Raw genomic sequence first — 26513 nt, 5'->3', positions numbered from 1 at the left:
GATGCAGGTGCTGCCGTACCTGGTCGCCGTCTACGTCTTCCTGACGGGCTGCTACGGCCTCGCCACCAGCCGCGATCTGATCCATGCCGTCGGCTGCCTGTCCGTGTGCCAGGTCTCCACCTACGTCCTGCTGCTGGCGGTCGGCTACCGCTCCGGCGGCACCGCGCCCGTCTTCTCGGACATCAAGCCCGGCGCCCGGCCGGTGGTCGACCCGGTGGTGCAGGCCCTCACCCTCACCGACATCGTCGTCGGCGCCACCGTCACCGCGCTGCTGCTCGCCCTGGTCCTCCAGATCGTCAAGCGGCACGGCACCGCCGACCCGGACGAGCTGCGGGAGCTGCGCGGCTGATGAGCCATCTGCTTCCGCTCCTCGTCGCGGTGCCGCTGCTCGGGGCCGCCCTGCTCGTCGCCGCCGGCCGGAGGCTGCCGCGCCGCGCCGCCGAGCTGACCGGCCTCGCCGTCTCCGCCGCGACGGCCGCGCTCGCCCTCCTGCTGCTGACGCACTCCTCGCCGCCGATGGTGGAATGGGTCGGCGGCTGGGTGCCCGTCGGCGGGGAGAGCGTCGGCATCGAGGTGATCGGGGACGGCCCCTCGCTCGGCATGGCGGCCCTCGTCTCCCTGCTCACCCTCTCCGCGCTCGCCTACTCCTGGCGCTACTTCGACGAACCGCCGCGCGGCCACGCCGGTTCGTTCCCCGCGCTGATACTGGTCTTCCAGGGCGCCATGTGCGGATTCGCCCTCGCCGGCGACCTGTTCAACGCCTTCGTGTTCTTCGAGCTGATGAGCGTGGTGGCGTACGCGCTGACCGGCTACCGCATCGACGAGGCCAAGGCCGTCCAGGGCGCGTTGACCTTCGGCGTCGTCAACTCCCTTGGCGCGTACGGCATGCTGACCGGCATCGCCCTGCTCTACGCCCGGACCGGCGAACTGTCGATGGCCGGGATCGGCCGGAGCCTGGCCGGTCCGGCCGGGCACGGCCGGCCGGACGCGCTGGTCCTCGCCGCCTTCGTGCTGGTGCTGACCGGACTGCTGGTGAAGGCGGCCGCCGTGCCCTTCCACTTCTGGCTCCCCGACGCCCACGCCGTCGCCCCCACCCCGGTGTGCATGCTGCTGTCCGGAGTGATGGTCGAACTCGGCGTGTACGGCGTCTGGCGCGTCTACGGCACCGTCTTCGCCGGGCCCGGCGGCATCCCGGCCGCCGGCCTGACCCGCGCCCTGCTGACGCTCGGCGTCCTCACGGCAGTGACCGGCGCCGTCATGTGCTGGTACCAGCGGCACATCAAACGGCTGCTCGCCTTCTCCACCATCGCGCACACCGGTCTGTTCCTCGTCGCCGTCGGCGTCCTCACCCCCGAGGGCGACGACGGGGCCGCCCTGTACATCATCGGGCACGCCGGGGTGAAGGCCGCCCTGTTCGCCTGCACGGGCGCGCTGCTGGACCGGTTCGGCAGCGTGGACGAGCACGCGCTGCACGGCCGGGCGGGCCGGCTGCGGGCGACCGCCGTGCTGTTCGCCCTCGGCGGACTCGCCCTCGCGGGCCTGCCGCCCTTCGGCACCGGGCTCGGCAAGGCGGTCAGCGAGGAGGCGGTCGGCGGGCCGCTCACCGTGGTGTTCGTGGCCGTCTCCGCGGTCACGGCGGGCGCGGTGCTGCGGGTCACGGCCCGGGTGTTCCTCGGCCTCGGACCGCCCCCGGAAGACACCGACCCGTACGAGACCAGCGGCTCGGCGGAGGAGCCCGAGACGTCCGGGCTGCTCGGCCGGGTCCCGGACACCATGACGACCGTCCCGGCCGTGCTGCTCGCGGCCGCGCTCGCCGTGGGCACCGTGCCCGGCTTCGGTGAACTCGTGGCCCGTTCGGTCAACGAGGCGGGCTGGGGCGGCGCCCGGGCCTCGGCCGGGTGGACACCGCACGGCGTGCTGCTCGGGCTGGTCTCCACCGCCCTCGCCGTGGGTCTCGCCACCGCCGCCGTCACCCGGCGGCGACGGCCGGCCGCCCCCGGGTGGACGGCGCCGCTGCGCCACCTCCAGTCCGGGCACGTCGGCGATTACGTCGCCTGGCTGCTGGTGGGCGCGACCGTGCTGGCGGCGCTGGCCCTGCCCGGGGTGCCAGTAGCATGAGCGCGGCAGCCGGAATGATCATGCGAGGAGCAGATCGTGCGAGACATCGCCGTCTTCAGTGGCAGTGCCCACCCCGAACTGGCCGAGGAGGTCTGCGCCCATCTGGGGGTGCCACTGAGCCCGACGCGGATCAGCCGGTTCGCCAACGACTGCCTGGAGGTGCAGCTCCAGGCCAACTGCCGGGAACGGGACGTCTTCCTGATCCAGCCGCTGGTCAGGCCGGTGCAGGAGCACCTGGTCGAACTGCTGCTGATGTGCGACGCGGCCCGGGGTGCCTCCGCCTCCCGGATCACCGTGGTCATGCCGCACTACTCCTACGCCCGCTCCGACAAGAAGGACGCGCCCCGCATCTCCATCGGCGGACGCCTGGTCGCCGACCTGATGGTGGCGGCGGGCGCGAGCCGGGTCCTCGCCATGACCCTGCACTCCCCGCAGGTGCACGGCTTCTTCTCGGTGCCGGTGGACCATCTGCACGCCCTGCGCGAACTGGCCGCGCACTTCCGGCAGTACGACCTGTCGCGCACCACGGTGGTCTCCCCGGACCTCGGCAACGCCAAGGAGGCCGCCGCCTTCGCCCGGCTCATCGGCGCGCAGGTGGCGGCCGGTGCCAAGCAGCGCTACGCGGACGACAAGGTGAGCATCAGCTCCGTCATCGGCGAGATCGCCGGGCGGGACGTCATCGTGCTGGACGACGAGATCGCCAAGGGCAGCACCGTGCTCGAACTCCTTGACCGGCTACGCGAGTTGGGTCCCCGGTCGATCCGCGTGGCGTGCACGCACGGGCTGTTCGCGGCCGGTGCGCTCAAGCGGCTCGGCGAGCAGCCGGACGTGCTGGAGATCGTCTGCACCAACACCGTGCCGGTCCCCGCCGACGAGCACACCGACAAGCTGCGCGTCCTGTCCATCGCCCCGGCCCTCGCCGAGGCGGTGCGCCGCATCCACGACGGGGAGTCCGTCAGCGCCCTCTTCGAGGGGGCCTGAGCCCCCTCACCACGAGCCGGACGCCGCCCCGGCCTCCGCCAGGGCCGCGTCCGGTGTGGCATGCGGCGGCAGCAGCCGGGACAGGCCCGTCACCCGCAGGACGCGCAGGGTCAGCGGGTGGGTGCACACCAGGTGCAGCCGCCCGCCGTGCGCCAGGACCCGGGCCCGCGCCCGGTAGAGCAGGCGCAGCCCCGAGCAGTCGAAGAACTCCACGGGCCGCAGGTCGAGCACGACCTGGGCGCCGGGGCGGCCGGTGATCCGGTCCAGGAGCGGGAGGATCTCCGCCGCCGCGATGATGTCGATCTCGCCCCGGAACTCCAGGACGGTGTGCGCACGGTATGTGTACACGCGCAGATGCCGGGTGAGGGACACGGGTTCCCGTCGCACCTCGGCATCACCTCCCACCCGCGCCCGGACGTCGGATCTCCGACCGTCAAGTTACCCTCGATGGAAGGAATTTGAGCATGTTCGATTGACATATGTCTTCGGGTTTGACGCGTGTTCGCGGGCCGCTCAGTCGACCAGCAGCACCAGCTTCCCCGTGGTGTGCCCGGTCTCCCCCTGTTCGTGCGCCTTCGCGGCGTCGGCCAGCGGGTACGTCCCGGCGATCGTCGCCTTCAGCTTCCCCGACTCCACGAGTTCCGCGATCGACCGCATTCCGGCCCGGTCGGCGTCCACCAGCATCCGTACCGCCCGTACGCCGAGCCGCTCGGCCTCGTCGTACAGGTCGCCGGAGCCCACCGGCAGGATCGACACCAGGATTCCGCCCGGCCGCAGCGTCCGCAGGGAGCGCAGGGCCGTCTCGCCGCCGATGGTGTCCAGGACGACGTCCACGTCCCGCACCGTCTCCGTGACGTCGGTGGAGCGGTAGTCGACGGGCTCGTCCACGCCGATCTCCCGCAGGAAGTCGTGCTTGGCCGCGCTCGCCGTGCCGATCACGTACGCGCCGTGGGCCTTGGCGATCTGCACGGCCACGTGCCCGACCCCGCCGGCCGCCGCGTGGATCAGCACCCGCTGTCCCTCACGCAGGCCGGCCCGCTCGGTCAGCGCCTGCCAGGCGGTCAGCGACACCAGCGGCAGCGCGCCCGCCTGGGTGTGGTCGATCGAGGCCGGCTTGTGCCACAGGGCGCGCACGGGGGCGATCACGTACTCGGCGTGCGAGCCGTGTCCGAAGGGGTAGGGCAGCATGCCGAACACCTCGTCGCCGGGCCGGAACTCGGCCACGCCGACCCCGGTCGCGGCGACCTCGCCGGAGACGTCCCAGCCGAGCACGAACGGCGGTTCGCCCAGGAAGTGGCCGGTCGCCCGGTGCTTCCAGTCGGTGGGGTTCACCCCGGCGGCCCGCACCCGGACCAGCACCTCGTTCGGCCGCGGCTCCGGCCGCTCCAGCCGTACTTCCTTCAACACCTCGGGACCGCCGAGGACGTCCTGGCGGATGGCTCGCATGGTGGTCACATCGTTCATGATCCCCCAGCCTGCCACGCCGTGCCCGTCGGCGAAAAACGACACCATGACGGAGTTCCGAACGTTCGGGCCCGCCCCCGCGTCCAGGAGTCGTAAGGATCCGGGAAGGACGGGGAGCTCGAACATGCGCAGAGTGTCGGTCGCGGTGGTGCTGGCGGCGACGGTGACGGCCATGACGGTGGCGGGGTGCGACGGCCCGGGGTCCGTGGCGGACCCCGGGCCGGGCCTGGTGGTGCGGGGGACCCCGCCCGCGACGCCCTACCCCGGACCGCTCCGCCTCCCCGCCGAGAAGGCCCGCGACGGCAGCTCACAGACGCCGCGGGCGGTCTCCGGGGCGGCCGGCCGGGCGCTGGAGTGCGACGGGGACGTCTTCGACGGCAGCGGGTCCGAGGACGGCTGGAGCGCGTCCGAGGGCGGCGCCACCCCCGAGGAGGGGCTCGCGCTCTACTTCGACATGGCGAAGCCGGAGCTGCCCGCCTACGGCTACCGCGTGGAGCGCCGGGAGCGTGGCCGGGTGCTGTACTCCTTCGACGTCGGCGGCCGCACCAAGGTGGCCGTCGTGGTGGCCGAGGACCAGCCGAACCGGCCCGGCTGGGGACCGGAGACCAGCGCCTCCTGCGACCCGGCCGAACTGCCCCAGAGCTTCACGGCCACCACCGAGTGGGAGATCTGGACCGGCCGCGACGGCCGCAGGGTGCCGGTGACCCGGCTCAGCAGCTCGCCCGGACCGGACCACTGCGGCTGGGCGTCCGCCCGCTTCCTCGACCTCGGCGGCCGGATCTACGCCCGCGACCCCGAGGGCGTCCTCGCCCGCGACGGCCTCCTCGCCGCGCCGTACCGGGGCCGGCTGCGCGCCCTGCCCGCCGAGGCGTACGACACCGGGTACCGCTACCGCGACCAGCGGCTGTGGCTCACCCCCGGCCGGGCTACGGCCTACGTCCGCACGCCCCGCGGGGTGGAGGCGTGGCCCCGTCTGAAGGCGGGGGTCAACTGCCAGTGAGGTCCCGGCGCCGGCGGGAGACGCGCCGTCGGGGACACGCCCCGTGCGCGGGCACGGCCCCGGCGGCACACTGGAGCGCACTCGCACCCGACAGGAGGCCGAACGCGATGACCCCGCCGCCCGCCCGCACCGCCGAACAGCGCAAGAAGGACACCCTGCACCGGCTGGTCCACGACGAAGACGCCTGGGTGGCCACGGCCGGCCCCGACGGCGGCGCGCCCTACCTCGTGCCGCTGTCGTTCGTCTGGGACGGTGCCCTCCTGCTGTTCGCCACCCCGGCCGACAGCCCCACCGGCCGCAACCTCGTCGACAGCGGCCGGGTCCGGCTCGGCATCGGGCCGACCCGGGACGTCGTCCTCGTGGACGGCAGCGTGCAGGCGGTGACCCCGGAGGACCTGCCCGAGGAGGACGCCGAGGTCTTCGCCGGCAAGACCGGCTTCGACCCCCGGCAGCTCGCCACCCGCTACCTGTACTTCCGGGTGCTCCCCGAGCGCATCCAGGCCTGGCGGGAGGCGAACGAGCTCGACGGGCGGGACCTCATGCGCGACGGCCGGTGGCTGCTCGCCGACTGACCCCGGCCGGGCACGCGGCCGGCGCCCTCAGTGCCGGCCGCGGCCGCCCCCCTCGCCGCCGTGGTGCGGTTCGTCCTCCTTGCCCTCGGCCACCGGCCACACCCCCGTGGAGCGCGCGATGGCCTTGGCGCCGGTGCGGTTCACGGCGCTGCGCACCACCGCGAAGATCGCGCCCTGGAGGGCGGCGGCCAGCAGGATCTCGCCGAGGCGGCGGTCCTCGTCCAGGGCGGTGGGCGCGTCGTCCTCGTGCCGCATCGCCTTCCACGCCTGCTTGAAGGCGAGACCGGCGACCGCGCCGCTCACCCAGCTCAGCGCGAAACCGATCGGCTGGTAGACGAAGGGGAGCTTGTTCTTCTTCGACTTGGACATGGACGACTCCTTGCTCGTCAGGGGGTTCCTCATGCGGGCCGGCCCGCGGGGGCCACCCGTTCGCCCGCGGGCACCGGGCCCGGGGGCGTGCCGTCGCCGAACGGCCGGCCGCCCAGCTCCTCGCGGTGGTGCGGGCTCAGCCAGGACGCGAGGTCCGGACCGAGCGGCACGATGCCGGTCGGGTTGATCCCGGTGTGCACCTGGTAGTAGTGCCGTTTGATGTGGTCGAAGTCGACGGTGTCGCCGAACCCCGGCGTCTGGAACAGGTCCCGGGCGTACGCCCACAGCACCGGGTCCTCCGCCAGTTTCCAGCGGTTGCACTTGAAGTGGCCGTGGTAGACCGGGTCGAACCGGACCAGCGTGGTGAACAGCCGGATGTCCGCCTCCGTGAGGGTGTCGCCGACCAGGTACCGCTGTCCGGCCAGCCGCTCGGCGAGCAGCGCCAGCCGCCGGAAGACGCCCGCGCACGCCTTCTCGTACTCCTTCTGGCCGGTGGCGAACCCGGCCCGGTACACGCCGTTGTTGACGTCCTCGTACACCTCGGCCATCACCGTGTCGATCTCGTCGCGCCGGTCCGCCGGATACAGGTCGGGGGCGCCGGCGCGGTGCAGAGCCGTCCACTCGGTGGCGAGGTCCAGGGTGAGCTGCTGGTAGTCGTTGGTGACCAGCCGTCCGCTGGGCACGTCCACCACGGCGGGCACGCTCACCCCGCCCGGATAGCCGGTCTCCCGGCGGTCGTACGCCTCGCTGAGGTACCGGATGCCGAGCACCGGGTCCCGGCCGTCCGGATCCAGCGTGAACCGCCAGCTGCGGTCGTCCTGGATCGGGTCGGCGACCGCCATCGGCAGCGCGTCCTCCAGGCCCAGCAGCCGGCGGGAGACCACCGCCCGGCTGGCCCAGGGGCACGCGCGGGACACCACCAGCCGGTAGCGCCCGGCCTCCACCGGCCAGCCGTCCCGGCCGTCCGCCGTGATCCGGTCCTGGAAGTGGCTGCGCGAACGGCTGAACGTCTTGTGGCCGTAGGCGCGGTTGCCGTCACCGCCCATGTCTCCTCCTCGACCCCGGGTCTCGGACGCTCATCGCCGGGTCCCCGGAGCACCGACTTCTCCGTCAGAGCACCGACTTCCCCGTTTCCGGGCGTGCGCACGGTGTGATTCCCCCGGCCCCGGGCAGTCGGCCTCCGTGAGCGGAACATCACCGGAACGACAGGAGGAGCACCAGGCCGCCCCGGCGAGCGCCCGCACCGACCGGCGCACCCGGGTCACCGTCCTCGTCGCCCTCGCCGCCAATCTGCTGATCGCCGTCGCCAAGGCCGTGGGCGGCGCCGTCGCGGGGTCGCCCGCGCTGCTGTCGGAGGCGGCGCACTCGGTCGCCGACTCCCTCAACGAGGTCTTCCTGCTGGCCGCCCTGCGCCGCAGCCGCCGCCCCGCCGACGCCCGGCACCCCTTCGGCTACGGCAAGGAGCGCTTCTTCTGGTCGCTGCTCGCGGCCGTCGGCATCTTCGTGATGGGCGGCTGCTTCTCCTTCTTCCAGGGCTTCGAGGCCCTGCGCCAGGGCACCCGGGAGACCTCCCGCGGCTATGTGACGGGCCTGATCGTGCTGGGCGTGGCGCTGCTCGCCGAGGGCGTCTCGCTGCTGCGCGCCCTGCACCAGGTGCGCCGCCGGGGCGGCCGGGCGGCGCTGCGCGATCCGGCGCTGCGCACCGTCGTCGCCGAGGACGGCACGGCGGTGCTCGGCGTGCTGTTCGCGATCGCCGGGATGGCCCTGCACATGGTCACCGGGCAGGTCGTCTGGGAGGCGTCCGCCTCGCTCGCCATCGGGGTCCTGCTGGTGTACGTCGCCTACCGGCTCGGCCGCGAGGCCCGCGACCAGCTCATCGGACAGGCCGCCGACCCGGAGCTCAGCGGCCGCATCCGCGCGCTGCTGCGGGCGCAGCCGGAGATCGACAGCGTGGAGGCGCTGTTCACCATGAAACTGGGCCTCGACTCCACCCTGGTGGCCGCCCGCATCGACCTCGCGCCGGGGCTGGACAGCGAACGCGTCGAGGAGGTCGCCGACCGCGTCAAACGCTCGCTGGCCGCGACCTTCCCGGCCGCCGACCAGATCTTCCTCGACGTCACCGACGGCCCGGCCGCCGAGGCACGGCAGAGCCCCGCCGCGACGGGGGAACGCGGCGGGGCCTGACGGCACGACTGCCCGCCCTGGAGGCGGTTCACACCTGTCGGGCGGAACTTCCGGCCGGGAGACCGGTCAGCTTCCCCCGACGGGCTCCAGCACGAACACCGGGATCTCCCGGTCGGTCTTGCGCTGGTACTCCGCGTACGGCGGGAACGCGGCCACCGCCCGCTCCCACCACTGGGCCTTCTCGTCCCCGGTGACCTCACGCGCCCGCATGTCCTGCCGCACCGGGCCGTCCTGCAGCTCGACGCGCGGATCGGCCTTGACGTTGAAGTACCACACCGGGTGCTTCGGCGCGCCGCCCTGCGAGGCGACCACCGCGTAAGAGCCCTCGTGCGCCACCCGCATCAGCGGCGTCTTGCGGATCTTTCCGCTCTTCGCGCCCCGGGTCGTCAGGACGATGACCGGCAGCCCGGTGTCGAGCAGGGTGTTGCCCTTCGTCCCGCCGGAACTCTCGTACAACTCCACCTGCTCGCGCACCCACTGCTCCGGACTCGGCTCGTACTCACCCTCAAGAGGCATGGGATCCGTCCCCTTCGTCGCTCCGACGCATGCGCCGGCACCGCTTTCGACACCGGTGCCCGCATGCTTCATCCGTACCGTGCTTCCCCGCCCCGTCGCGATCATTACCCCGGACGTCATCGCGTCACCCCACCGGTCTTGGCACAGTGGTCGCCGTCCGAGACCGACATCGATTCCGGGAGCGCCCGCCATGACGACCGACCCCGCCCCCAGCACCCGCGCCACCGTCAGCGAACTCCTCGCCAGGATCGGCGCGGGCGACCCCGGCCGGATCGCCGAGCTGTACGCCGACGACTGCGACTGGCGCTTCGACTGGCCCGAGGAGGAGCACGGCCGCCCGGACACCCCCTGGATCCGGCACCGCGCCACCCGGGCCGACGCGGCCGCCCACTTCCGGGAACTGGGTGCCCACCACGTGCCCGGGGAGGCGGACACCGTCGTGGAGCGCGTCCTGGTCGACGGCGAGGACGCGGTCGTCCTCGGCGTCATACGGCAGACGGCGGCACCGACCGGCCGCTCCTACGCCGCCCGGTTCGCCCTGCACCTCACGGTCCGCGACGGCGTCGTCGTACGCCACCACGTGTACGAGGACAGCCTCGCCGTGGCCCGCGCCTTCGCCCCGCGCGAGGAGTGAGCGGCTGGCCGGAACCGGTTGCCCATACCTGGGCGAAAGGGGTGGATCGGGAGGATCCTTGAAATGGCTGAACTTGTCGTCGACCCATAGATGCCCGAGGCATCTAATGAAGATCGGCACGACGCACCTCTTCGTCTGCGAGGTCTTTCCATGACGGAACTGACGGACATCACCGGCCCCATCCCGGCCGACCCCGTCGCCTTCCCCCAGGACCGCACCTGTCCCTACCACCCACCGACCGGATACGCCCCGCTGCGCGAGCAGCGGCCCCTCGCCCGCGTCACCCTGTACGACGGACGCCAGGTCTGGCTGGTCACCGGGCACACCACCGCCCGCGCGCTGCTCGCCGACCCCCGGCTGTCCAGCGACCGCCGCCGCCCCGGATTCCCGATGCCCTCGGCGCGCTTCGCGGGAGTCCGCGACCGCCGGGTGGCCCTGCTCGGCCAGGACGACCCCGAGCACCAGCGGCAGCGGCGGATGATGATCCCGTCGTTCACCGTCAAGCGCGCCGCCGGACTGCGCCCCGCCATCCAGCGGATCGTGGACGGACTGCTGGACGCGATGACCGACCAGGGCCCGCCCGCCGAGCTGGTCTCCGCCTTCGCGCTGCCCGTGCCGTCGATGGTGATCTGCGACCTGCTCGGCGTGCCCTACGCCGATCACGAGTTCTTCGAGGAGCAGTCCCGGCGGCTGCTGCGCGGCCCGGTCGCCGAGGACACCCAGGCCGCCCGCGCCCGCCTGGAGGAGTACCTCGGGGACCTCGTCGACGCCAAGGCCCGGCAGTCCGAGCCCGGCGACGGCGTCCTCGACGGCCTCGTCCACGAGCAGCTCCGCCAGGGCACGCTGGACCGCGCCGACGTCGTCTCGCTCGCCGTGATCCTGCTGGTCGCGGGCCATGAGACCACGGCCAACATGATCTCCCTCGGCACCTTCACCCTCCTGCGCAACCCCGGCCGGCTGGCCGAGCTGCGGGCCGATCCGGCGCTGCTGCCCGCCGCCGTCGAGGAGCTGATGCGGATGCTGTCCATCGCCGACGGGCTGGTGCGGGTGGCCCTTGAGGACATCGAGACCGACGGCACCACCATCCGGGCCGGCGAGGGCGTCTTCTTCTCCACCTCGGTGATCAACCGGGACCCCGGCCAGTACGACGACCCCGACGCCCTGGACTTCCACCGCCCCGCCCGCCACCACCTGGCGTTCGGCTTCGGCATCCACCAGTGCCTGGGCCAGAACCTGGCCCGCGCGGAGCTGGAGATCGCCCTCGGGGCGCTGTTCGCCCGGCTGCCGGGACTGCGGCTCGCCGCACCGGCCGAGGAGATCCCCTTCAAACCCGGCGACACGATCCAGGGGATGCTGGAACTCCCCGTGACCTGGTAAGAGGCTCACCTCATGCACATCGAGATCGACAGGAACGTCTGTATCGGCGCGGGCCAGTGCGCGCTGACCGCGCCGGGCGTGTTCACCCAGGACGACGACGGGTTCAGCATGCTGGTCCCCGGCCGCGAGGACGGCGCGGGCGACCCGAATGTCCGCGAGGCGGCGCGGGCGTGCCCGGTGGGCGCGATCACCGTGACCGAACCGGCCCCGGCGGACGCGCCGGCGGACTGACCGGGGAGCGGCCGGGCGGCGGCGGTGCGAGCCGCCGCCCGGCCTGCTCACGGCACACGGCCGGACGGTGGCCGGTCGATAGGCTCCCCGGATGACCGAACACACCGGGACACCCGAGAAGCCGTTCCTGTACGTCGTCGTCTGCGCGGCCGGAATCGCCGCCGGCGTCGGCGAGTTGATCGCGGCCGCGCAGGAACGGGGCTGGGAGGTCGGGGTCTTCGCCACGCCGGTCGCGATGGGCGGCTTCTTCGACACCGCGGCGGTCGAGGCCCGTACCGGCAGGATCGTCCGGTCGGCGTGGCGTTCCCCGGCCGATCCGCGCCCGTTCCCGGCGCCGGACGCCGTGGTGGTCGCGCCGGCCACCTTCAACACCGTCAACAAGTGGGCGGCGGGCATCGCGGACACCCTCGTCCTCGGCACCCTGTGCGAGGCCGCGGGCCTCGGCGTGCCGATCGCCGTGCTGCCCTGCGTGGCCGACGCGCTGGCCACCCACCCCGCCTACCAGGACAGCCTGGCCAGGCTGCGCGGGATGGGCGTCCGCTTCGGCGACCCGTACTCCGGCGAGCCGGGCCCGGACGGCGGCCGCCCGGAATTCCGGTGGACGACGGCCCTGGACCTGCTGGAGCGGCGCGGCTGAACCGGCATGGGCTCCAGGCAGCCGCAGGAGGGCCGAATCAGCTTTCGAAACTTTCGAGCGGATAGCCGCCTGTCGGTCCGTCAGATGCGCGAGTCCTGACCTGACTCGGAAGATTTCAGCGGGTGGATCGCTAGAACATGCCTCTGAGCAGTAACAATGTTCTGGCGGGTGAATTCTGGCGGACAGAAAGATTTCGAAACTTCTACCGAAACTGTTGACACTCGTCGGGCGCCGTCCAGACTGTTCGCCATCGCCGGTGCCCGTCGCCGGCGGTCCGGACCGCACGCCGGTCCGGCTCCCGGTCGCGGCTCTCTCGGCGACCGGGCATGTCATGCCCATGTCACCACTGGCCGTCCTCGGCCGGTGATGACCCGGGCCTGGCGCACCGCAGGCCCTCCACACCCGCACAAGGAGGAAACACCCCCCATGAGCACGCTGACCCACGAGATGGGCCGCAGACGCGGCCTCGTGGCCGCCATCCTCGGGCTCGTCCTCACGGCGGCGGCGGCCCTGGCCGCCTTCGCGTCGCCCGGCTCGGCCCAGGCCGCCACGACGATCACCTCGAACAGCACCGGCACCAACAACGGCTACTTCTACTCGTTCTGGGAGCAGTCCAGCGGCGCCACCATGACCCTGGGCTCGGGCAGCAACTACAGCCTGACCTGGAACACGGCCTCGCAGAACGTCGTCGCCGGCACCGGCTGGAACCCGGGCAACCAGACCAACCCCGTCTCGTACTCGGGCACGTGGAACTGCAACGGCAACTGCTACCTGTCGCTGTACGGCTGGTTCCAGAACCCGCTGGTCGAGTGGTACATCGTCGACAACTACGGCAATTACAACCCGAGTTCGGGCGCCACCAAGCTGGGCTCGGTCAGCAGTGACGGCAGCACGTACGACCTGTACAAGACGACCCGCGTCAACGCCCCGTCGATCGAGGGCGACAGCTCGACGTTCGACCAGTACTGGGCGGTCCGCCAGGCGAAGCGCACCGGCGGCACCATCACCGTGTCGAACATCTTCAACGCCTGGAAGAACCTCGGCCTGAAGATGGGCACCGCGAACTACGAGATCCTGGCCACCGAGGGCTACCAGAGCAGCGGCAGTTCCAACATCACCGTCACCAGCGGCGACGGTGGCGGCACCACCACGCCTCCCACCACCCCGCCTCCCACCACCACCCCGCCGCCGAGCGGCGGCAGCGGTTGCACCGCGACCTTCAGCAACACCTCCGACTGGGGCTCCGGCTTCACCAGTTCGGTGGCGGTCAAGAACAACGGCTCCTCCAGCATCAACGGCTGGACCGTCAAGCTGACCTTCCCCGGCAACCAGACGGTCACCAGCCTCTGGAACGGCAGCTACACCCAGTCCGGCAACACGGTCACCGTGAAGAACGCGAGCAGCAACGGCACGATCGCCGCCGGCGCCAGCACCACCTTCGGGTTCAACGCCAACTACTCGGGCAGCAACGGCGCTCCGACGGTGTCCTGCACCGTCGGCTGAGCAACCGCCTTACCGCAGCCCGAAGTCGACCCGCCGCTGAACCGGTCCTGACCGGCGTGGCGGTCCGGCGGCGGGGCGGGGCGCGGCCTGGCAGTCGATGGCGAGTCTCTCGCCTCGTGCGGCCGGGCCGCGCTACCGCTTGGGTCCGTCCGGTCGTGACCGAGGGGGTGCGATCGGACGGCTCACCGCGACCCTCGGTCCCTTTTCAGACGCAGGTCAGTCGCGGCCCCTCCAGCATGCCGCCGGTGTAGAGGGTCTGGCCGTCCGGCATCCAGTAGCCGAGCTTGGAGACCACCGTGGAGCAGGTGGCGCCGACGGTGACGCGGACCACGACCTGGTCCGGGTGGCCGGGCTGAAGCCCGGTCAGCGCGCAGTCCAGGGAGTAGGGCAGCCGGGTCTTCGACGGGTACCGGCCCACCAGCGGGTTGACGCAGCGGGTGTCGGAGGTGGTGATCCGGACGCCGCTGCCCGCCTCGCCGATCAGCCCGAACCGGGCGCTGTCATCGCCCTCCGTGCTGTCCCGGCGCACCGTGTAGGTCAGGGTGGTGGTGCTGTCGCGGCGCAGCGTCGTCCGGTCGACGGTGATGGCGTGGGTGGGCCGGGGCTTGGGCGCGGTCAGCGTGAGGGTGGCCCGCACCTGGCCCGTGAGGTCCACCGCGGCGGGCGCGGACCGGACCCGCACGGTGGCCGTGATGTCGTACGTCCCGGGCCCCGGGTAGTCGCCCGATCCGGGCAGCGGGCCGCCGGCCACGCTCTTCCCGGCGCGCCTGGCGGTCCAGGTGCCGCTTGTCCGGCAGCTGTAGCGCACCCGGGTGCCGGCGCGGCCGCAGGAGGCCGGGGCGGAGACGGTGAACTGCGGGGTGCCGCTGCCCGCGCACAGGCTGACCAGTGCGTGCTGTCCGTGCTCGCCGCGCAGCGTCCCGGCGACCGCGCACAGGGTGGCCGGCTCCTCGGCCTCCGGGACCGGGGCCGCGGCCGGGTTGCCCCGGGCGGGGGTCGCGAGGGCCAGGGGCAGCAGCGCCGCTCCGGTCAGTGCTCTCAGAGTGGTCTGACGGGTCGGCACCGTGTTCCTCCCGGGCGGCCATGACCGGCGGGGCACCGGTCGCCTGCCGTCGAGGATCGTCCGACGGTACGACCACCCCCCGCCTCCCACGCCGGAAGGTCACCTGGCGGCAGCAACAAAACCGCCCGGGCGGCTCCCGGTGACCTGGGCGATACCGACCGGCGGCTCCCGGTCCTCCGCCGCCTCCACGCCTGGTCCGTCCGGTGGCGCGGGCACGGCCGGAGGGTCTTTCGTGACCGCTGAACTCGGGTTCGGCGCAGGCGACTTAGGCGCCCGGGACCTACCGCGCACGTCCCTTGACGTGCTCACCTGTGAGCGCTAACAATGATGCCCATCACGGATCGGAGACTCATGTCGCAGACCGCTGGCCGCACCGGCCCCCGCAAGGCACCCACGATGGCGGACGTCGCGCAACTCGCGGGCGTGTCGCACCAGACGGTGTCGCGGGTGCTGAGCAACCACCCCAATGTGCGCGAGTCGACCCGGGCGGACGTGCTCAGGGCGATCGGGCAACTGGGGTACCGGCGGAACTCGTCGGCCCGGGCGCTGGTCACCCGGCGCACGCTCACCCTGGGGGTGGTGGCCTGCAATCCGACGCTCTTCGGCCCCTCCAGCACGCTGTTCGGCCTGGAGAAGGCCGCGCGCGACGAGGGATACATGGTCTCGACGGTCACCCTGCGCCGCTACTCGGCCGCCGCCCTGCGGGAGGCGATCGACTACCTCAGCGACTGGGGGGTGGAGGGCATCGTGGTGATCGTCCCGCACCGCGAGGCGGTCAGCGCGCTGGCCGAACTGCGGCTGCCCTTCCCCGTGGTGACCGTGGAGGGCGGGCACAGTCTGCCGATCCCGGTGGTCTCGGTGGACCAGTGGCTCGGGGCGCGGATGGCGACGAGCCATCTGCTGGCCGCCGGCCACCGCACGGTCTGGCACGTCGCGGGCCCGCCGAGCTGGCTGGAGGCGGAGGCGCGGGCCAACGGCTGGCGCTCGGTGCTGGAGGAGGCCGGCGCCGTCGTACCGCCGCCGATCCAGGGCGACTGGACCCCGCTGTCCGGCTACCGGGCCGGGCAGGAACTGGCCGGCCGGGTGACCGCGGGAGCGGCGGGCCGCAGCTCCCCGGAGGTGACCGCCGTCTTCGTCGCCAACGACCAGATGGCACTGGGGGTGTTGCGCGCCTTCCGCGAGGCCGGCCTGTCGGTCCCCGGCCAGGTGGCCATAGCGGGGTTCGACGACATCCCCGAGGCCGAGTTCTTCACCCCGCCGCTCACCACCGTCCGGCAGGACTTCGCCGCGGTCGGCCAGGCGAGCATCCGGCTGCTGATCAGCCGACTGGAGTCCGGCACCACCCAGGACGACGACGAGCGCGTGGTGATCGAGCCGCGGCTGATCGTCCGCGGCAGCAGCACCCCTTCCTGACGGCGCTCCACGACCCTTCGACACCCGGGCGACCCGCTCGGTGGACGCACCGCACCCGCGGCGCGGAAAACGGCGGCGCCCGGCGCGGTACGCGACCCGCCCGGGCCACGACTGGAGGAGACCTTGACCACCGACCCCCCCGCGGTCACCCTCGGCATCGACTTCGGCACCCTCTCCGGACGGGCCCTGGTCGTGGCTGTCGAGGACGGCACGGAACTGGGCAGCGCGGTACACGAGTACGCCCACGGCGTGGTCGACCGGGAGCTGCCCGGCGGAGCCCCGCTGCCGCCCGACTGGGCGCTCCAGATCCCCCAGGACTGGCGTGACGTGCTGCGCCTCGCCGTACCGCGAGCGCTCGCGGACGCCGGAGTCAGTCCCGAGCAGGTCGTGGGCGTCGCCACCGACTTCACCGCCTGCACCGTGCTCCCCGCCACCTGGGACGGCACCCCGCTGTGCGAGCTGCCGGAGTACGGGGACCGCCCCCACGCCTACCCCAAGCTGTGGCGCCACCACGCCGCCCAGCCGGAGGCCGACCTCATCGTCGAGAACGCGCGGCGGACCGGGCAGCCGTGGCTGGCCCGCTACGGCGGCCGGATCTCCAGCGAGTGGCAGTACGCCAAGGCGCTGCAGGTGCTGCGCGAGGACCCGGACGTCTACGCCGCCGCCGACCGCTGGATCGAGGCGGCCGACTGGATCGTGTGGCAGCTCACCGGCGCCGAGAGCCGCAACCCGTGCACCACCGGCTACAAGGGCATCCACCAGGACGGCCGTTACCCGGACGAGGAGTTCCTGGCCGGGCTGCACCCCGGCTTCACCGGCTTCACCGCCAAACTGGAACACCCGCTGACCCCGCTCGGCGCCCCCGCCGGCCGGCTCACCGCCGGGGCCGCCGCACTCACCGGACTGCGCGAGGGCACGGTCGTGGCCGCGGGCAACGTGGACGCACACGTCACCAGCGCCGCCGCCCAGGCCCTCGATCCGGGCCGGATGCTCGCCATCATGGGCACCTCCACCTGCCACATCCTCAACTCCGACGTCCTCGCCGAGGTCCCGGGCATGTGCGGGGTGGTGCGGGACGGGGTGGTGCCGGGGCTGTGGGGGTACGAGGCCGGGCAGAGCGGCGTCGGCGACATCCTGGCCTGGGCCGTGCGCAACGCCGTGCCGGAGGAGTACGCGGTCGAGGCCCGCCGGCGGGGGATCGGCGTGCACGAGCTGCTGACGGAGCGCGCTGCGGCCCAACCGGTGGGCGGGCACGGTCTGCTGGCGCTGGACTGGCACAGCGGCAACCGCTCGGTGCTGGTCGACCACCACCTGTCCGGGCTGATCCTGGGTCTCACCCTCGACACCCGGCCCGAGGACGTCTACCGGGCCCTGGTCGAGGCCACCGCCTTCGGCACCCGCACCATCGTCGACGCGTTCGAGGCGGCGGGCGTCCCGGTGACCGACTTCACGGCGGCCGGCGGGCTGCTGAAGAACCGCTTCCTCATGCAGGTCTACAGTGACGTGCTCAATCGTCCCGTCCACGTGCTCGCCTCCGCGCAGGGGCCGGCTCTGGGCGCCGCGATCCACGCCGCCGTCGCCGCCGGCGCCTACCCGGACATCCGTACCGCCTCCGCCGCGATGGGCCGCCGCGAGGAGAACGCCTACACCCCGGACCCGGCCCGGGCCGCCGCCTACGACCGCCTCCACACCGAGTACCGCGCGCTGCACGACCACTTCGGGCGCGGCGGCAACGACGTGATGCACCGGCTGCGAGCGCTGCGCTCGGCCGCCTTGTCCTCGTAAACCCAAAAATGTGAGCGCTCACAGCGCGGCTCGCACCCTGACGGCGAGCGCTCACCGCATTCCCGGCCCGTCCCGCTCCTCCCTCTTCCCGAGAACGCCGAGGTCGCCATGGTCATGAACGCAGGGTCCCTCTCCCCGGGCACCGCCACCGCGGTCGCCGCACTGCGCGAGGAGCTCAGCGAGCTCCATCAGGAGCTGGTCCGCTACCAACTCGTGGTGTGGACCGGCGGGAACGTGTCCGGGCGCGTCCCGGGGGAGGACCTGTTCGTCATCAAGCCCAGCGGTGTCCCCTACGAGCGGCTGACCCCGCAGTCCATGGTCGTCTGCGACCTGGACGGGCGGGTGGTCGACGGCGGGGGACTCAAGCCGTCCTCCGACACCGCCGCGCACGCCTACGTCTACCGGCACATGCCCGAAGTGGGCGGCATCGTCCACACCCACTCCACCTACGCCTGCGCGTGGGCGGCCCGCGGCGAACCGGTGCCCTGCGTGCTGACCGCCATGGCCGACGAGTTCGGCGCCGAGATCCCCGTCGGCCCCTTCGCGGTGATCGGCGACGACTCGATCGGCCGCGGCATCGTGGAGACCCTGGCCGGGCACCGCTCGCCCGCCGTACTGATGCGCAACCACGGGCCGTTCACCATCGGCCCGAACCCGCGCGCCGCCGTGAAGGCCGCCGTGATGTGCGAGGACGTCGCCCGCAGCGTGCACATCTCGCACCAGCTCGGCCGGCCGCTGCCGATCGACCCCGAAGCCGTCGACCGGCTCCACGACCGTTACCGCAACGCCTACGGCCAACCCGGCACATCCGCTCAGTGAGGAGCCGTCAGACCATGACACCGCCCGCCGCCTCCGAGGTCTGGTTCGTCACCGGCAGCCAGGGGCTCTACGGGGAGGAAACCCTCCGCCAGGTCGCCGAGCAGTCCCGGTCCGTCAGCGACCGGCTCGCCGCCGTACCCGGCGCCCCCGTCCGCATCGTCTGGAAGCCCGTGCTCACCGACTCCGCGGCCATCCTCTCCCTCGTCCTGGCGGCCAACGCCGATCCGGCCTGCGTCGGCCTCATCGCCTGGATGCACACCTTCTCGCCGGCCAAGATGTGGATCTCCGGCCTCGACATGCTCCGCAAGCCGCTGCTCCACCTGCACACCCAGGCCGGCGCCGAACTCCCGTGGTCCACCATCGACATGGACTTCATGAACCTCAACCAGGCCGCCCACGGTGACCGGGAGTTCGGGTACGTCCAGGCGCGGCTGGGAGTGGCCCGCAAGACCGTCGCGGGCCATGTCTCCGACCCGGTGACCGGCCCCCGCGTCCACGCCTGGATGCGCGCCGCCCTCGGGTACGACGCGCTGCGCAGGCTGCGGCTGGCCCGGTTCGGCGACAACATGCGCGACGTCGCCGTGACCGAGGGCGACAAGGTCGAGGCGCAGCTGCGGTTCGGCGTCTCGGTCAACACCTACGGCGTCACCGACCTGGTCGAAGCCGTCGACTCGGTGACGGACGCGGCCGTCGGCACCCTGGTCAAGGAGTACGCCGACGCCTACCGGATGGCCCCCGAACTGGCCGGCGGCGGTGGGCGGCACGACGCCCTGCGGTACGCCGCCCGCATCGAGCTGGGCCTGCGCGACTTCCTCACCGACGGCGGGTTCGGGGCCTTCACCACCAACTTCGAGGACCTGGGCGGCCTTCGGCAGCTGCCCGGCATCGCGGTGCAGCGGCTGATGGCCGACGGGTACGGGTTCGGTGCCGAGGGGGACTGGAAGACCTCCGCGCTGCTGGCCGCCCTCAAGGCGGCCGGCACCGGCCGCCCCGGGGGCACCTCGTTCATGGAGGACTACACCTACCACCTGGTCCCCGGCGAGCAGCTCATCCTCGGCGCCCACATGCTGGAGGTGTGCCCCAGCATCGCCGCGGGGCAGCCCAGTTGCGAGATCCATCCCCTTGGCATCGGCGGGCGCGAGGACCCGGTCCGGCTGGTCTTCGACGCCGAGCCCGGCCCGGCCGCGGTGGTCGGCCTGGTCGACGTCGGCGACCGGTTCCGGCTGGTCGCCAACCGGATCGACGTCGTCCCGCCGCCCGAGCCGCTGCCCCGCCTCCCGGTGGCACGGGCCGTCTGGCGTCCGGTGCCCGACTTCGGGACCGCGACCGAGGCATGGCTGACCGCGGGCGGCCCGCACCACACCGTGCTGACCTCGGCGGTGGGCACGGAGGAACTGGCCGACTTCGCGGACATGCTCCGCACCGAGCTGCTGCTCATCGACGAGAGCACCGACACGCGGCAGTTCAGCAAGGAGATCCGCTGGAACCAGGCGTACTACCGGCTCGCCGGCGGCCTGTGAGCCCGAGCCGGCCCTCTTGCCCGAGCACCGGCTCGCGGACCGCCGCCCTCAGGGGGACGGACGTGCGCCGCCTGTCCGGAGCCGTAGCCGCACGCAGCCCTGCGCGCAGCCGCCGTACGCGCCGCTGCGGGCGGGCGCTGGGGGCATGTGACGGCGGGCTCTGGGGTGCTGCCTGACGGACCGCCAGGCAGCACCCTGGCGTATCGGAACTGACTGTTCGTCAGCATGCTCGACGGGTGGTCAACTCGCCTTTGAGCAAGTCGAGTCGGTGATGGTCGCGGGGGCCGGACGGGCGGTGCGGAGTGGCGTCGTTTTTCTTCGGTGTAACACCTTGACGTCGCAGCGGTGAACGCTAACAATCTCTGGCAAGCAAGGGAGCACGGACAGGACCGCAATGCCGGCGACGGCGTCCGGCGGCGCCCGGTGAACGGGGCGTGGGAGGAATTCCTCCCGCTCCGGCCGTGGCGGTGCGGCCCTGTGGTGAAAGACCCGTCCGGCCCGGCCTGCGGCCGGAAAGGGCGTGCTCCGGTGGGGCCCGTACGTCGGCGGAAGGTCCCGGCGGCCGGGGCGGGGGCCGGCGCGGGCAGATTCCCGTCGGCCGAATGTTAGCGCTAACAGGCCGCAAGGCCTCTTCTGTAGAGGATGTCGAACATGCGTGGTGTGCGGTCCGCCCGGCGGTCGGGTACGAGACGGGGCGTCGGCCTGGCGGCGCGGCCGGTGCGCTGGGGAGTCGCCGGGGCCGCCGCCGTGGCGCTGCTGGCGACCGGAGGGTGCAGCAAGAGCGGCGCCGGCGGCGGCTCCTCCTCGGGATCGGGGTCAGGCGCCGGGTCGAGCGCGTCGGCCTCCTCGTCCGGGGTGACGATCAAGGGCGACATCGCTTTCAACGACGCGAAACTCGCCCAACTCGACGCCGCCCTGAAGGCCGCCCTCGCCGGCAAGGACGTGTCGAAGCAGGACCTGGCGATGGTGGTGAACGTCGCGGTGGACTACTGGAACGCCGGAAAAGTGGGGTTCAACAAGGGTCTGTCCTCGCTCGGTGTCAAGGGCACGTACCAGGCCCCGGCCAACGGGCGGCTGGACCAGCAGCTGTCGATCATCCAGACGCTCCGGGGCCAGGGGATCACCGGCCTGAGCGTGTCCGCGATCGACCCGACCGCCATCAAGGCGCCGATCAGCTCGGCGAACAAGGCCGGCATCCCGGTGGTGGCGATCGACTCGCCGCTGCCCAAGGAGGACGGCGCCGCCCTCTACCTCGGCACGCCCAACTACCAGGCCGGGCAGAAGGCCGGCGAGGCGATGAAGCAGGCGCTCGGCGGCAAGGGCCAAGTGGTCGTCCTGGTCGGCTCGTTGACCACGTCCAACGCCGTGGAGCGGATCGCCGGGTTCGAGGACGCCCTCAAGGGGTCCGGCGTGAAGGTGGTGCAGAAACTGAGCGACGGGATGGACGCCTCCAAGGCCCTGTCCAACGCGCAGACCGTCATCCAGACCAACCCGAACGTCAACGGGCTGTACGGCGTGTACTCCTATGACGGCCCGTCCGCGGGACAGGCGGTGAAGGCGGCCGGGAAGACCGGCAAGGTGAAGATCATCTCCGATGACAGCGACCCGCAGACGCTGAAGTTCATCCAGTCCGGCGTCATCCAGGCCACCGTGCTCCAGCAGCCGTACCAGCAGGGGTACACCGGCGCGTACCTGCTGGCCGCGCTGACGGTGCTGGGCAAGGACGCCACGATGAAGATCGTCCAGCCCTACCTGGAGTCGGACGGGACGACCCTCAGCTCCGGGGTGGGCCTGGTGACCCAGTCCAACCTCGCGGACTACCAGGCCAAGCTGAAGCAGCTGGGCATCGGCTGATGGCCGCCGGCACGGAGACCGCCGCCTCCCTGCGCGAGGTCACCAAGGTGTACGGGCCGGTGAAGGTGCTGGACATCCCCCGGCTGGACCTGGCGCGCGGGCAGATCGTCGCTGTCGTGGGGGAGAACGGGGCCGGCAAGTCCACGCTGATGGGCGTGCTGTCCGGCACCGTCACCCCCAGCACCGGGACCATCGAGGTGGCCGGCCGGCCGCTGACCCCGGGCCGGCCCGACCACGCCCGCGAACTCGGGGTGGCGCTGGTCGCCCAGGAGTTCCCGCTCGTGGGCCGGTTGAGCGTGGCGGAGAACCTGCTGCTCGGCCGCCGCCCGGCGCGGGCGGGCGGCGGACCGCTCGGCCGGGTCGTCGTCGACCGCTCGGCGACCCGGGCCGAGGCCCGGGCGCTGCTGGCCGAGGTCGGCATCGAGCAGGTGGACGTGGACCGGCCGGTGGAGCGGTACCCGGTGCCGGTGCGGCAGATGATCGAGATCGCCAAGGCGTGGGGCCACCACCCGGTGGTGCTCATCCTCGACGAGCCCACCTCCTCGCTCGGCCCGGTCGAGACCGAGCGAGTGCTGGACCTGGCCCGGCGGCACGCCGCCGCCGGGGGAGCGGTGCTGTTCATCGGCCACCGCCTGGACGAGGTACGGGCCATCGCCGACCGCGTCGTCGTGCTGCGCGGCGGCCGGCTGGTGGCCGACCTCTCCCCGGACGAGGCGACCGAGGAGCGGATGATCCGGGAGATGGTCGGCAGCGAGCTCGCCCGGGCCGACCTCGCGCCGCCCTCCTCCACCGAGCGGGCCACGACCCTGTCCGTGCGCGGCCTGACGGCGGACGGTCTGGGCCCGGTCGACCTCGACGTGCGGGCCGGCGAGATCGTGGGCGTGGCCGGACTCATGGGCTCCGGCCGCAGCCGGCTGCTCCACACCGTCATGGGCGCCCAGCCGCGGACCGCGGGCGAGGTCGTCCTCGACGGAGCGGACTTCCGGCCCCGCCACCCGGCCGACGCCGTCGAGGCCGGCATCGGACTGGTGCCCGAGGACCGCAAGGTGCAGTCGCTGCTGCCGGCGCACTCGGTGCGGTGGAACGTCACCCTGGCCACGCTGCGCCGGATCAGCCGGCGAGGGGTGCTGTGGCCGCGCCGGGACAAGGAGCACGCGGCGCGCATCGTCGAGGACCTGGGAGTGCGGCTGCGCAGCCAGGAGCAGCCGATCTCCGACCTGTCCGGCGGCAACCAGCAGAAGGCGGTCTTCGGGCGCTGGCTGGCCGCCCGGCCCAAGCTGCTGCTGCTCGACGAACCCACCCGCGGGGTGGACGTGGGCGCCAAGGCGGAGATCTACGCGCTGATCGACGAGGCCGCACAGGACGGCCTCGCCGTCCTCGTCGCCTCCTCGGAGCTAGAGGAACTGCTGTGGATCTGCCACCGGATCGTGGTGATGGCCCACGGCAGGATCGTCGCCGACCTCCCGCGCGACCGGTTCGGCAAGGAAGTGATCATGACGGCGGCGGCCGGGACGCAGCCCGCCGCGGCCCCCCAGGGGAAGGCAAGCACATGAACACCAGTACGGCCGCAGTGCCGGCCGCGGCGGTGGCCGACGACAAGGGACGCCGGCCGTTCGTCCGGCTGCTGCTGGAGACACCCGAGGTCGGGGTGGTGGCCGCCTGCGTCGTCGTGTTCGTCGCGCTGGCGCTGGACAAGTCCTCCTTCGCCGGCGCGGTCAACCTCCAGGGCATGGGCTTCGACCTGGCGCAGTACGGGCTGATCGCGATCGGCGAGTCGCTGGTGATCCTCACCGGCGGCATCGACCTGTCCGTGGGCGCGCTGCTGGGCACCAGCGTCATCCTGATGTCCTGGTTCAACGTCCGGGCCGGATTTCCCCCGGTGGTGGCGATCCTGCTGACACTGCTGATCGCCGGCGCCGTCGGCCTGATACACGGACTCGCCGTCACCCGGCTGAAGATGGCCCCGTTCGTGGTGACCCTGGTGACCTACACCGTCGCGCAGGGCGTCACCCTGGCCATCACCTCGGGCACGTCGATCACCGGCGTCGGCGGCACGTTCAGCGACCTGGGCCAGACGTACGTGGCGCAGGTGCCGCTCCCGCTCATCCTGTTCGTGGTCGTCGCGGTGATCGCCTGGTTCTTCCTGGAACGCACCTACGCCGGCCGGCAGGTCTACGCCGTCGGCGGCAACCCGGAGGCGGCCCGGCTGGCCGGCATCCGCGGTGACCGGCGCATCGTGTCCATGTACGTCACCAGCTCGCTGCTGTCGGCGTTCGCCGGGATCCTCGTGCTCGGCCGGATGGGGGTCGGCTCCGCCAGCGGCGTCGGCGTCGGCTGGGAGCTGTCGGCGATCGCCGCCGCGGTGATCGGCGGCGTCAGCCTGGTCGGTGGGCAGGGCCGGATCATCGGCATCGTCGCGGGCACCATCCTGCTCGAACTCATCAACAACGGTCTGACGACCCTTCAGATCAACCCCAACTACACCAACATCGTGCTCGGTTGCGTGCTCGCCCTGGCCATCACCGCCGACCGCCTGCGCGCTCGCGGCGTCGCCCGCCGCGGCTGAGCCGCCGTCCCCGAGCCCGCCCAGGGCGGCGTCCGGCACGCCCGCGACCGGTCCTCCTGCCACCCCCAGAACGTGCCGTCCGGCGGCCCCTGACGGCCGCCGGGCCGGCACTCCATGCCCGAGCACCGGCCCGGGACCCCCACATCCCCCCTTGAAGGAGGACACCCGTGTCCGCACCCGCACCGTCACGCCTGCTCCGCAGGCTCAGAAAATGGGCGCTGTCCACCGCCGCCGCCGGAGCGCTCGTCGCCGGCGTCCTCGTCGGCGGCGCCCAGACCTCCCAGGCCGCCGGATCGCTGCCCTGCGACCTCTACGCCTCCGGCGGCACCCCCTGTGTGGCCGCCCACAGCACCACCCGCGCGCTGTACTCCTCGTACAACGGCGCGCTCTACCAGGTCCGGCGCGCCTCCGACAACACCACCAAGGACATCGGAGTGCTGAGCGCCGGCGGATACGCCAACGCCGCGGCGCAGGACTCCTTCTGTTCCGGCACCACGTGCGTCATCACCGTCATCTACGACCAGTCCGGCAAGGGCAACAACCTCACCCAGGCCCCCGGCGGCGGCGCGGCCGGCGGTCCGGACAACCTGGCCAACGCCACCGCGGCCCCGACCACGGTCGGCGGCCACGAGGCGTACGGCGTCTTCGTGGCCCCCGGCACGGGCTACCGCAACGACCACACCTCCGGGATCGCCACCGGTGACGCGGCCGAGGGGATGTACGCCGTCCTGGACGGCACGCACTACAACGGCGGCTGCTGCTTCGACTACGGCAACGCCGAGACGAGCAACAACGACACCGGCAACGGTCACATGGAGGCCATCTACTTCGGCAACATCAAGGTCTGGGGCTACGGCTCGGGCAACGGGCCGTGGATCATGGCGGATCTGGAGAACGGCCTGTTCTCCGGCGTCAACGCCGGCTACAACGCCAACGACCCCAGCGTCAGCAACAGGTATCAGACCGCCATCGTCAAGGGCGGCCCGAACCAGTGGGCCATCCGGGGCGGCAACGCGGCGTCCGGAGGCCTGTCGACCTACTACAGCGGCGCGCGCCCCAACGTCTCGGGCTACAACCCCATGCACAAGGAGGGGGCGATCATCCTGGGCATCGGCGGCGACAACAGCAAGGGTGCGGCGGGAACGTTCTACGAGGGCGTGATGACCTCGGGCTACCCCTCCGACGCCACCGAGAACGCCGTACAGGCCAACATCACCTCCGTCGGCTACGGCAACGGCTCGTCCACCGGCTCGGGTTCACTGACCCCCGGCTCGAAGATCTCGCTGCGGGCCACCACCTCCTGCTGCACCTCCGACTACATCCAGCACGACGCTGCGGACAGCAACGTGGTGATCGCCCCGGTCACCTCCTCCAGCACCGCCACCGACAAGGGCGACGCGACCTGGGTGGTGCGGGCCGGCCTGGCCAACAGCTCCTGCGTGTCCTTCGAGTCCGCCAACGACTCGGGCCAGTACCTGCGCCACAGCAACTTCAAACTCCAGCTCAACACCAACGACGGCACCTCGCAGTTCGCGCAGGACGCCACCTTCTGCCCGCAGACCGGGCACAACGGGCAGGGGTACTCCTTCCAGTCCGTCAACTACACCGACAAGTACCTGCGCCATTTCAACTACACCGTCTACCTCGCGAGCAACGGCGGCTCCAACACGTGGGACAGTGCCACGTCCTGGAGCGACGACACCAGCTGGGTGGTGGGCTCGCCCTGGGCGTGACCGGCACCGCCTGACACCCACCGCACGGGTGCCGCCCACTCCGGGGCGGCACCCGTGCCTGTTACCGCGGTCCATGCTCCTAGTAGTGCTTTGTTAGGTCGTGTCGTAGGGCTGCCATGGGGTGGGTTGTCGGCAGGTGGGGCAAGTGCCGGTCCAGGTGGCCAGCAGGTGCTG

Annotated in this window: 25 protein-coding genes; 19 read left to right on the top strand and 6 right to left on the bottom strand. The window is 72.5% G+C overall.

Annotated elements, in window-relative coordinates:
- Nucleotide 1 precedes the first annotated feature (1 nt).
- From AB0927_RS02200 to AB0927_RS02190, 3 genes are read left to right on the top strand one after another with little or no spacing between them, the layout of a single operon-like run.
- Entirely contained in the window at nucleotides 2-349 is a 348-nt protein-coding gene (locus AB0927_RS02200) for a sodium:proton antiporter (protein ID WP_366665770.1), read from the top strand.
- On the top strand, nucleotides 349-2118 hold the full coding sequence (locus tag AB0927_RS02195) for a complex I subunit 5 family protein (protein WP_366665566.1): 1770 nt from the start codon (nucleotides 349-351) through the stop codon (nucleotides 2116-2118). The genes AB0927_RS02200 and AB0927_RS02195 overlap by 1 nt, the downstream gene beginning before the upstream one ends.
- A gap of 36 nt (nucleotides 2119-2154) precedes the next feature.
- Nucleotides 2155-3099: a ribose-phosphate pyrophosphokinase gene (locus AB0927_RS02190; protein WP_366665565.1), complete on the top strand. Its 945-nt coding sequence runs from the start codon at nucleotides 2155-2157 to the stop codon at nucleotides 3097-3099.
- A 6-nt stretch (nucleotides 3100-3105) separates the two neighbouring features.
- Here AB0927_RS02190 and AB0927_RS02185 read toward each other — a convergent pair whose 3' ends face one another.
- Together AB0927_RS02185 and AB0927_RS02180 are read right to left on the bottom strand one after the other, a co-directional pair.
- Nucleotides 3106-3486, bottom strand: coding sequence for an anti-sigma factor antagonist (locus AB0927_RS02185; protein WP_366665564.1), 381 nt, complete (start codon nucleotides 3484-3486; stop codon nucleotides 3106-3108).
- Nucleotides 3487-3612: 126 nt separating this feature from the next.
- Nucleotides 3613-4563: an NADP-dependent oxidoreductase gene (locus tag AB0927_RS02180; protein WP_366665563.1), complete on the bottom strand. Its 951-nt coding sequence runs from the start codon at nucleotides 4561-4563 to the stop codon at nucleotides 3613-3615.
- A 124-nt stretch (nucleotides 4564-4687) separates the two neighbouring features.
- On the opposite strand from AB0927_RS02180, the gene AB0927_RS02175 reads away from it, so the two are divergent.
- Nucleotides 4688-5563, top strand: coding sequence for a hypothetical protein (locus AB0927_RS02175; protein ID WP_366665562.1), 876 nt, complete (start codon nucleotides 4688-4690; stop codon nucleotides 5561-5563).
- A gap of 107 nt (nucleotides 5564-5670) precedes the next feature.
- Nucleotides 5671-6135: a pyridoxamine 5'-phosphate oxidase family protein gene (locus tag AB0927_RS02170; protein WP_366665561.1), complete on the top strand. Its 465-nt coding sequence runs from the start codon at nucleotides 5671-5673 to the stop codon at nucleotides 6133-6135.
- A gap of 27 nt (nucleotides 6136-6162) precedes the next feature.
- Here AB0927_RS02170 and AB0927_RS02165 read toward each other — a convergent pair whose 3' ends face one another.
- Both AB0927_RS02165 and AB0927_RS02160 read right to left on the bottom strand, forming a co-directional pair.
- Nucleotides 6163-6504 (bottom strand): DUF4235 domain-containing protein, encoded by a 342-nt coding sequence (locus AB0927_RS02165; RefSeq protein ID WP_366665560.1) that lies wholly within the window; start codon nucleotides 6502-6504, stop codon nucleotides 6163-6165.
- Between the two features lie 29 nt (nucleotides 6505-6533).
- Nucleotides 6534-7550 (bottom strand): glutathione S-transferase C-terminal domain-containing protein, encoded by a 1017-nt coding sequence (locus AB0927_RS02160; RefSeq protein ID WP_366665559.1) that lies wholly within the window; start codon nucleotides 7548-7550, stop codon nucleotides 6534-6536.
- Nucleotides 7551-7686: 136 nt separating this feature from the next.
- Here AB0927_RS02160 and AB0927_RS02155 point away from each other — a divergent pair, with 136 nt between their 5' ends.
- The gene (locus AB0927_RS02155) at nucleotides 7687-8688 is read left to right on the top strand and encodes a cation diffusion facilitator family transporter (RefSeq protein WP_366665558.1); all 1002 of its coding nucleotides are present in this window, start codon (nucleotides 7687-7689) and stop codon (nucleotides 8686-8688) included.
- 66 nt (nucleotides 8689-8754) lie between these two features.
- Here AB0927_RS02155 and AB0927_RS02150 read toward each other — a convergent pair whose 3' ends face one another.
- Nucleotides 8755-9204: a nitroreductase family deazaflavin-dependent oxidoreductase gene (locus tag AB0927_RS02150; protein WP_366665557.1), complete on the bottom strand. Its 450-nt coding sequence runs from the start codon at nucleotides 9202-9204 to the stop codon at nucleotides 8755-8757.
- A gap of 190 nt (nucleotides 9205-9394) precedes the next feature.
- Between AB0927_RS02150 and AB0927_RS02145 the strand changes: the two genes are divergently transcribed.
- The 5 genes from AB0927_RS02145 (at nucleotide 9395) to AB0927_RS02125 (ending at nucleotide 13586) form a co-directional block, all read left to right on the top strand.
- Nucleotides 9395-9838, top strand: a complete 444-nt coding sequence (locus AB0927_RS02145) for a nuclear transport factor 2 family protein (protein ID WP_366665556.1) — start codon at nucleotides 9395-9397, stop codon at nucleotides 9836-9838.
- Between the two features lie 150 nt (nucleotides 9839-9988).
- The gene (locus AB0927_RS02140) at nucleotides 9989-11215 is read left to right on the top strand and encodes a cytochrome P450 (RefSeq protein WP_366665555.1); all 1227 of its coding nucleotides are present in this window, start codon (nucleotides 9989-9991) and stop codon (nucleotides 11213-11215) included.
- Between the two features lie 12 nt (nucleotides 11216-11227).
- Nucleotides 11228-11446 (top strand): ferredoxin, encoded by a 219-nt coding sequence (locus tag AB0927_RS02135; RefSeq protein WP_366665554.1) that lies wholly within the window; start codon nucleotides 11228-11230, stop codon nucleotides 11444-11446.
- A gap of 91 nt (nucleotides 11447-11537) precedes the next feature.
- Entirely contained in the window at nucleotides 11538-12083 is a 546-nt protein-coding gene (locus AB0927_RS02130; protein WP_366665553.1) for a flavoprotein, read from the top strand.
- Between the two features lie 426 nt (nucleotides 12084-12509).
- Nucleotides 12510-13586 carry a glycoside hydrolase family 11 protein gene (locus AB0927_RS02125; protein ID WP_366665552.1) on the top strand — a complete coding sequence of 359 codons (1077 nt, stop codon included), beginning with the start codon at nucleotides 12510-12512 and terminating at the stop codon, nucleotides 13584-13586.
- A gap of 205 nt (nucleotides 13587-13791) precedes the next feature.
- Here the strand turns inward: AB0927_RS02125 and AB0927_RS02120 are convergent, their stop codons facing one another.
- On the bottom strand, nucleotides 13792-14649 hold the full coding sequence (locus AB0927_RS02120; RefSeq protein ID WP_366665551.1) for a hypothetical protein: 858 nt from the start codon (nucleotides 14647-14649) through the stop codon (nucleotides 13792-13794).
- Nucleotides 14650-15000: 351 nt separating this feature from the next.
- Here AB0927_RS02120 and AB0927_RS02115 point away from each other — a divergent pair, with 351 nt between their 5' ends.
- The 8 genes from AB0927_RS02115 to AB0927_RS02080 all read left to right on the top strand — a co-directional run bounded on the left by AB0927_RS02115 (nucleotide 15001) and on the right by AB0927_RS02080 (nucleotide 26339).
- Nucleotides 15001-16062, top strand: coding sequence for a LacI family DNA-binding transcriptional regulator (locus tag AB0927_RS02115; RefSeq protein WP_366665550.1), 1062 nt, complete (start codon nucleotides 15001-15003; stop codon nucleotides 16060-16062).
- Between the two features lie 123 nt (nucleotides 16063-16185).
- Nucleotides 16186-17847 (top strand): ribulokinase, encoded by a 1662-nt coding sequence (araB, locus tag AB0927_RS02110; protein WP_366665549.1) that lies wholly within the window; start codon nucleotides 16186-16188, stop codon nucleotides 17845-17847.
- A gap of 114 nt (nucleotides 17848-17961) precedes the next feature.
- The gene (locus AB0927_RS02105; protein WP_366665548.1) at nucleotides 17962-18666 is read left to right on the top strand and encodes an L-ribulose-5-phosphate 4-epimerase; all 705 of its coding nucleotides are present in this window, start codon (nucleotides 17962-17964) and stop codon (nucleotides 18664-18666) included.
- Nucleotides 18667-18680: 14 nt separating this feature from the next.
- Entirely contained in the window at nucleotides 18681-20186 is a 1506-nt protein-coding gene (gene araA, locus AB0927_RS02100) for an L-arabinose isomerase (protein ID WP_366665547.1), read from the top strand.
- 651 nt (nucleotides 20187-20837) lie between these two features.
- Nucleotides 20838-22040 (top strand): substrate-binding domain-containing protein, encoded by a 1203-nt coding sequence (locus tag AB0927_RS02095; protein WP_366665546.1) that lies wholly within the window; start codon nucleotides 20838-20840, stop codon nucleotides 22038-22040.
- Entirely contained in the window at nucleotides 22040-23593 is a 1554-nt protein-coding gene (locus AB0927_RS02090) for a sugar ABC transporter ATP-binding protein (protein WP_366665545.1), read from the top strand. The genes AB0927_RS02095 and AB0927_RS02090 overlap by 1 nt, the downstream gene beginning before the upstream one ends.
- Entirely contained in the window at nucleotides 23590-24606 is a 1017-nt protein-coding gene (locus tag AB0927_RS02085) for an ABC transporter permease (protein ID WP_366665544.1), read from the top strand. Before AB0927_RS02090 ends, AB0927_RS02085 begins: the two co-directional genes overlap by 4 nt.
- A gap of 167 nt (nucleotides 24607-24773) precedes the next feature.
- Nucleotides 24774-26339, top strand: coding sequence for an alpha-L-arabinofuranosidase B (locus tag AB0927_RS02080; protein ID WP_366665543.1), 1566 nt, complete (start codon nucleotides 24774-24776; stop codon nucleotides 26337-26339).
- Nucleotides 26340-26513 lie beyond the last annotated feature (174 nt).

This window comes from Streptomyces sp. NPDC048106, from assembly GCF_040706415.1.
Classification (GTDB): Bacteria; Actinomycetota; Actinomycetes; order Streptomycetales; family Streptomycetaceae; genus Streptomyces.
Note: the sequence above shows the minus strand (reverse complement) of the source record. Positions and strands in the feature narration are given on the sequence as shown.

What these genes read in the sequence shown, in the direction of transcription:
- AB0927_RS02200 (WP_366665770.1), top strand. Translation starts at nt 2, where the DNA reads ATGCAGGTGCTGCCGTACCTGGTCGCCGTCTACGTCTTCCTGACGGGC.
- AB0927_RS02195 (WP_366665566.1), top strand. Translation starts at nt 349, where the DNA reads ATGAGCCATCTGCTTCCGCTCCTCGTCGCGGTGCCGCTGCTCGGGGCC.
- AB0927_RS02180 (WP_366665563.1), bottom strand. Translation starts at nt 4,563, where the DNA reads ATGAACGATGTGACCACCATGCGAGCCATCCGCCAGGACGTCCTCGGC.
- AB0927_RS02175 (WP_366665562.1), top strand. Translation starts at nt 4,688, where the DNA reads ATGCGCAGAGTGTCGGTCGCGGTGGTGCTGGCGGCGACGGTGACGGCC.
- AB0927_RS02170 (WP_366665561.1), top strand. Translation starts at nt 5,671, where the DNA reads ATGACCCCGCCGCCCGCCCGCACCGCCGAACAGCGCAAGAAGGACACC.
- AB0927_RS02165 (WP_366665560.1), bottom strand. Translation starts at nt 6,504, where the DNA reads ATGTCCAAGTCGAAGAAGAACAAGCTCCCCTTCGTCTACCAGCCGATC.
- AB0927_RS02160 (WP_366665559.1), bottom strand. Translation starts at nt 7,550, where the DNA reads ATGGGCGGTGACGGCAACCGCGCCTACGGCCACAAGACGTTCAGCCGT.
- AB0927_RS02150 (WP_366665557.1), bottom strand. Translation starts at nt 9,204, where the DNA reads ATGCCTCTTGAGGGTGAGTACGAGCCGAGTCCGGAGCAGTGGGTGCGC.
- AB0927_RS02145 (WP_366665556.1), top strand. Translation starts at nt 9,395, where the DNA reads ATGACGACCGACCCCGCCCCCAGCACCCGCGCCACCGTCAGCGAACTC.
- AB0927_RS02140 (WP_366665555.1), top strand. Translation starts at nt 9,989, where the DNA reads ATGACGGAACTGACGGACATCACCGGCCCCATCCCGGCCGACCCCGTC.
- AB0927_RS02135 (WP_366665554.1), top strand. Translation starts at nt 11,228, where the DNA reads ATGCACATCGAGATCGACAGGAACGTCTGTATCGGCGCGGGCCAGTGC.
- AB0927_RS02130 (WP_366665553.1), top strand. Translation starts at nt 11,538, where the DNA reads ATGACCGAACACACCGGGACACCCGAGAAGCCGTTCCTGTACGTCGTC.
- AB0927_RS02125 (WP_366665552.1), top strand. Translation starts at nt 12,510, where the DNA reads ATGAGCACGCTGACCCACGAGATGGGCCGCAGACGCGGCCTCGTGGCC.
- AB0927_RS02115 (WP_366665550.1), top strand. Translation starts at nt 15,001, where the DNA reads ATGTCGCAGACCGCTGGCCGCACCGGCCCCCGCAAGGCACCCACGATG.
- AB0927_RS02105 (WP_366665548.1), top strand. Translation starts at nt 17,962, where the DNA reads ATGAACGCAGGGTCCCTCTCCCCGGGCACCGCCACCGCGGTCGCCGCA.
- araA (WP_366665547.1), top strand. Translation starts at nt 18,681, where the DNA reads ATGACACCGCCCGCCGCCTCCGAGGTCTGGTTCGTCACCGGCAGCCAG.
- AB0927_RS02095 (WP_366665546.1), top strand. Translation starts at nt 20,838, where the DNA reads ATGCGTGGTGTGCGGTCCGCCCGGCGGTCGGGTACGAGACGGGGCGTC.
- AB0927_RS02090 (WP_366665545.1), top strand. Translation starts at nt 22,040, where the DNA reads ATGGCCGCCGGCACGGAGACCGCCGCCTCCCTGCGCGAGGTCACCAAG.
- AB0927_RS02085 (WP_366665544.1), top strand. Translation starts at nt 23,590, where the DNA reads ATGAACACCAGTACGGCCGCAGTGCCGGCCGCGGCGGTGGCCGACGAC.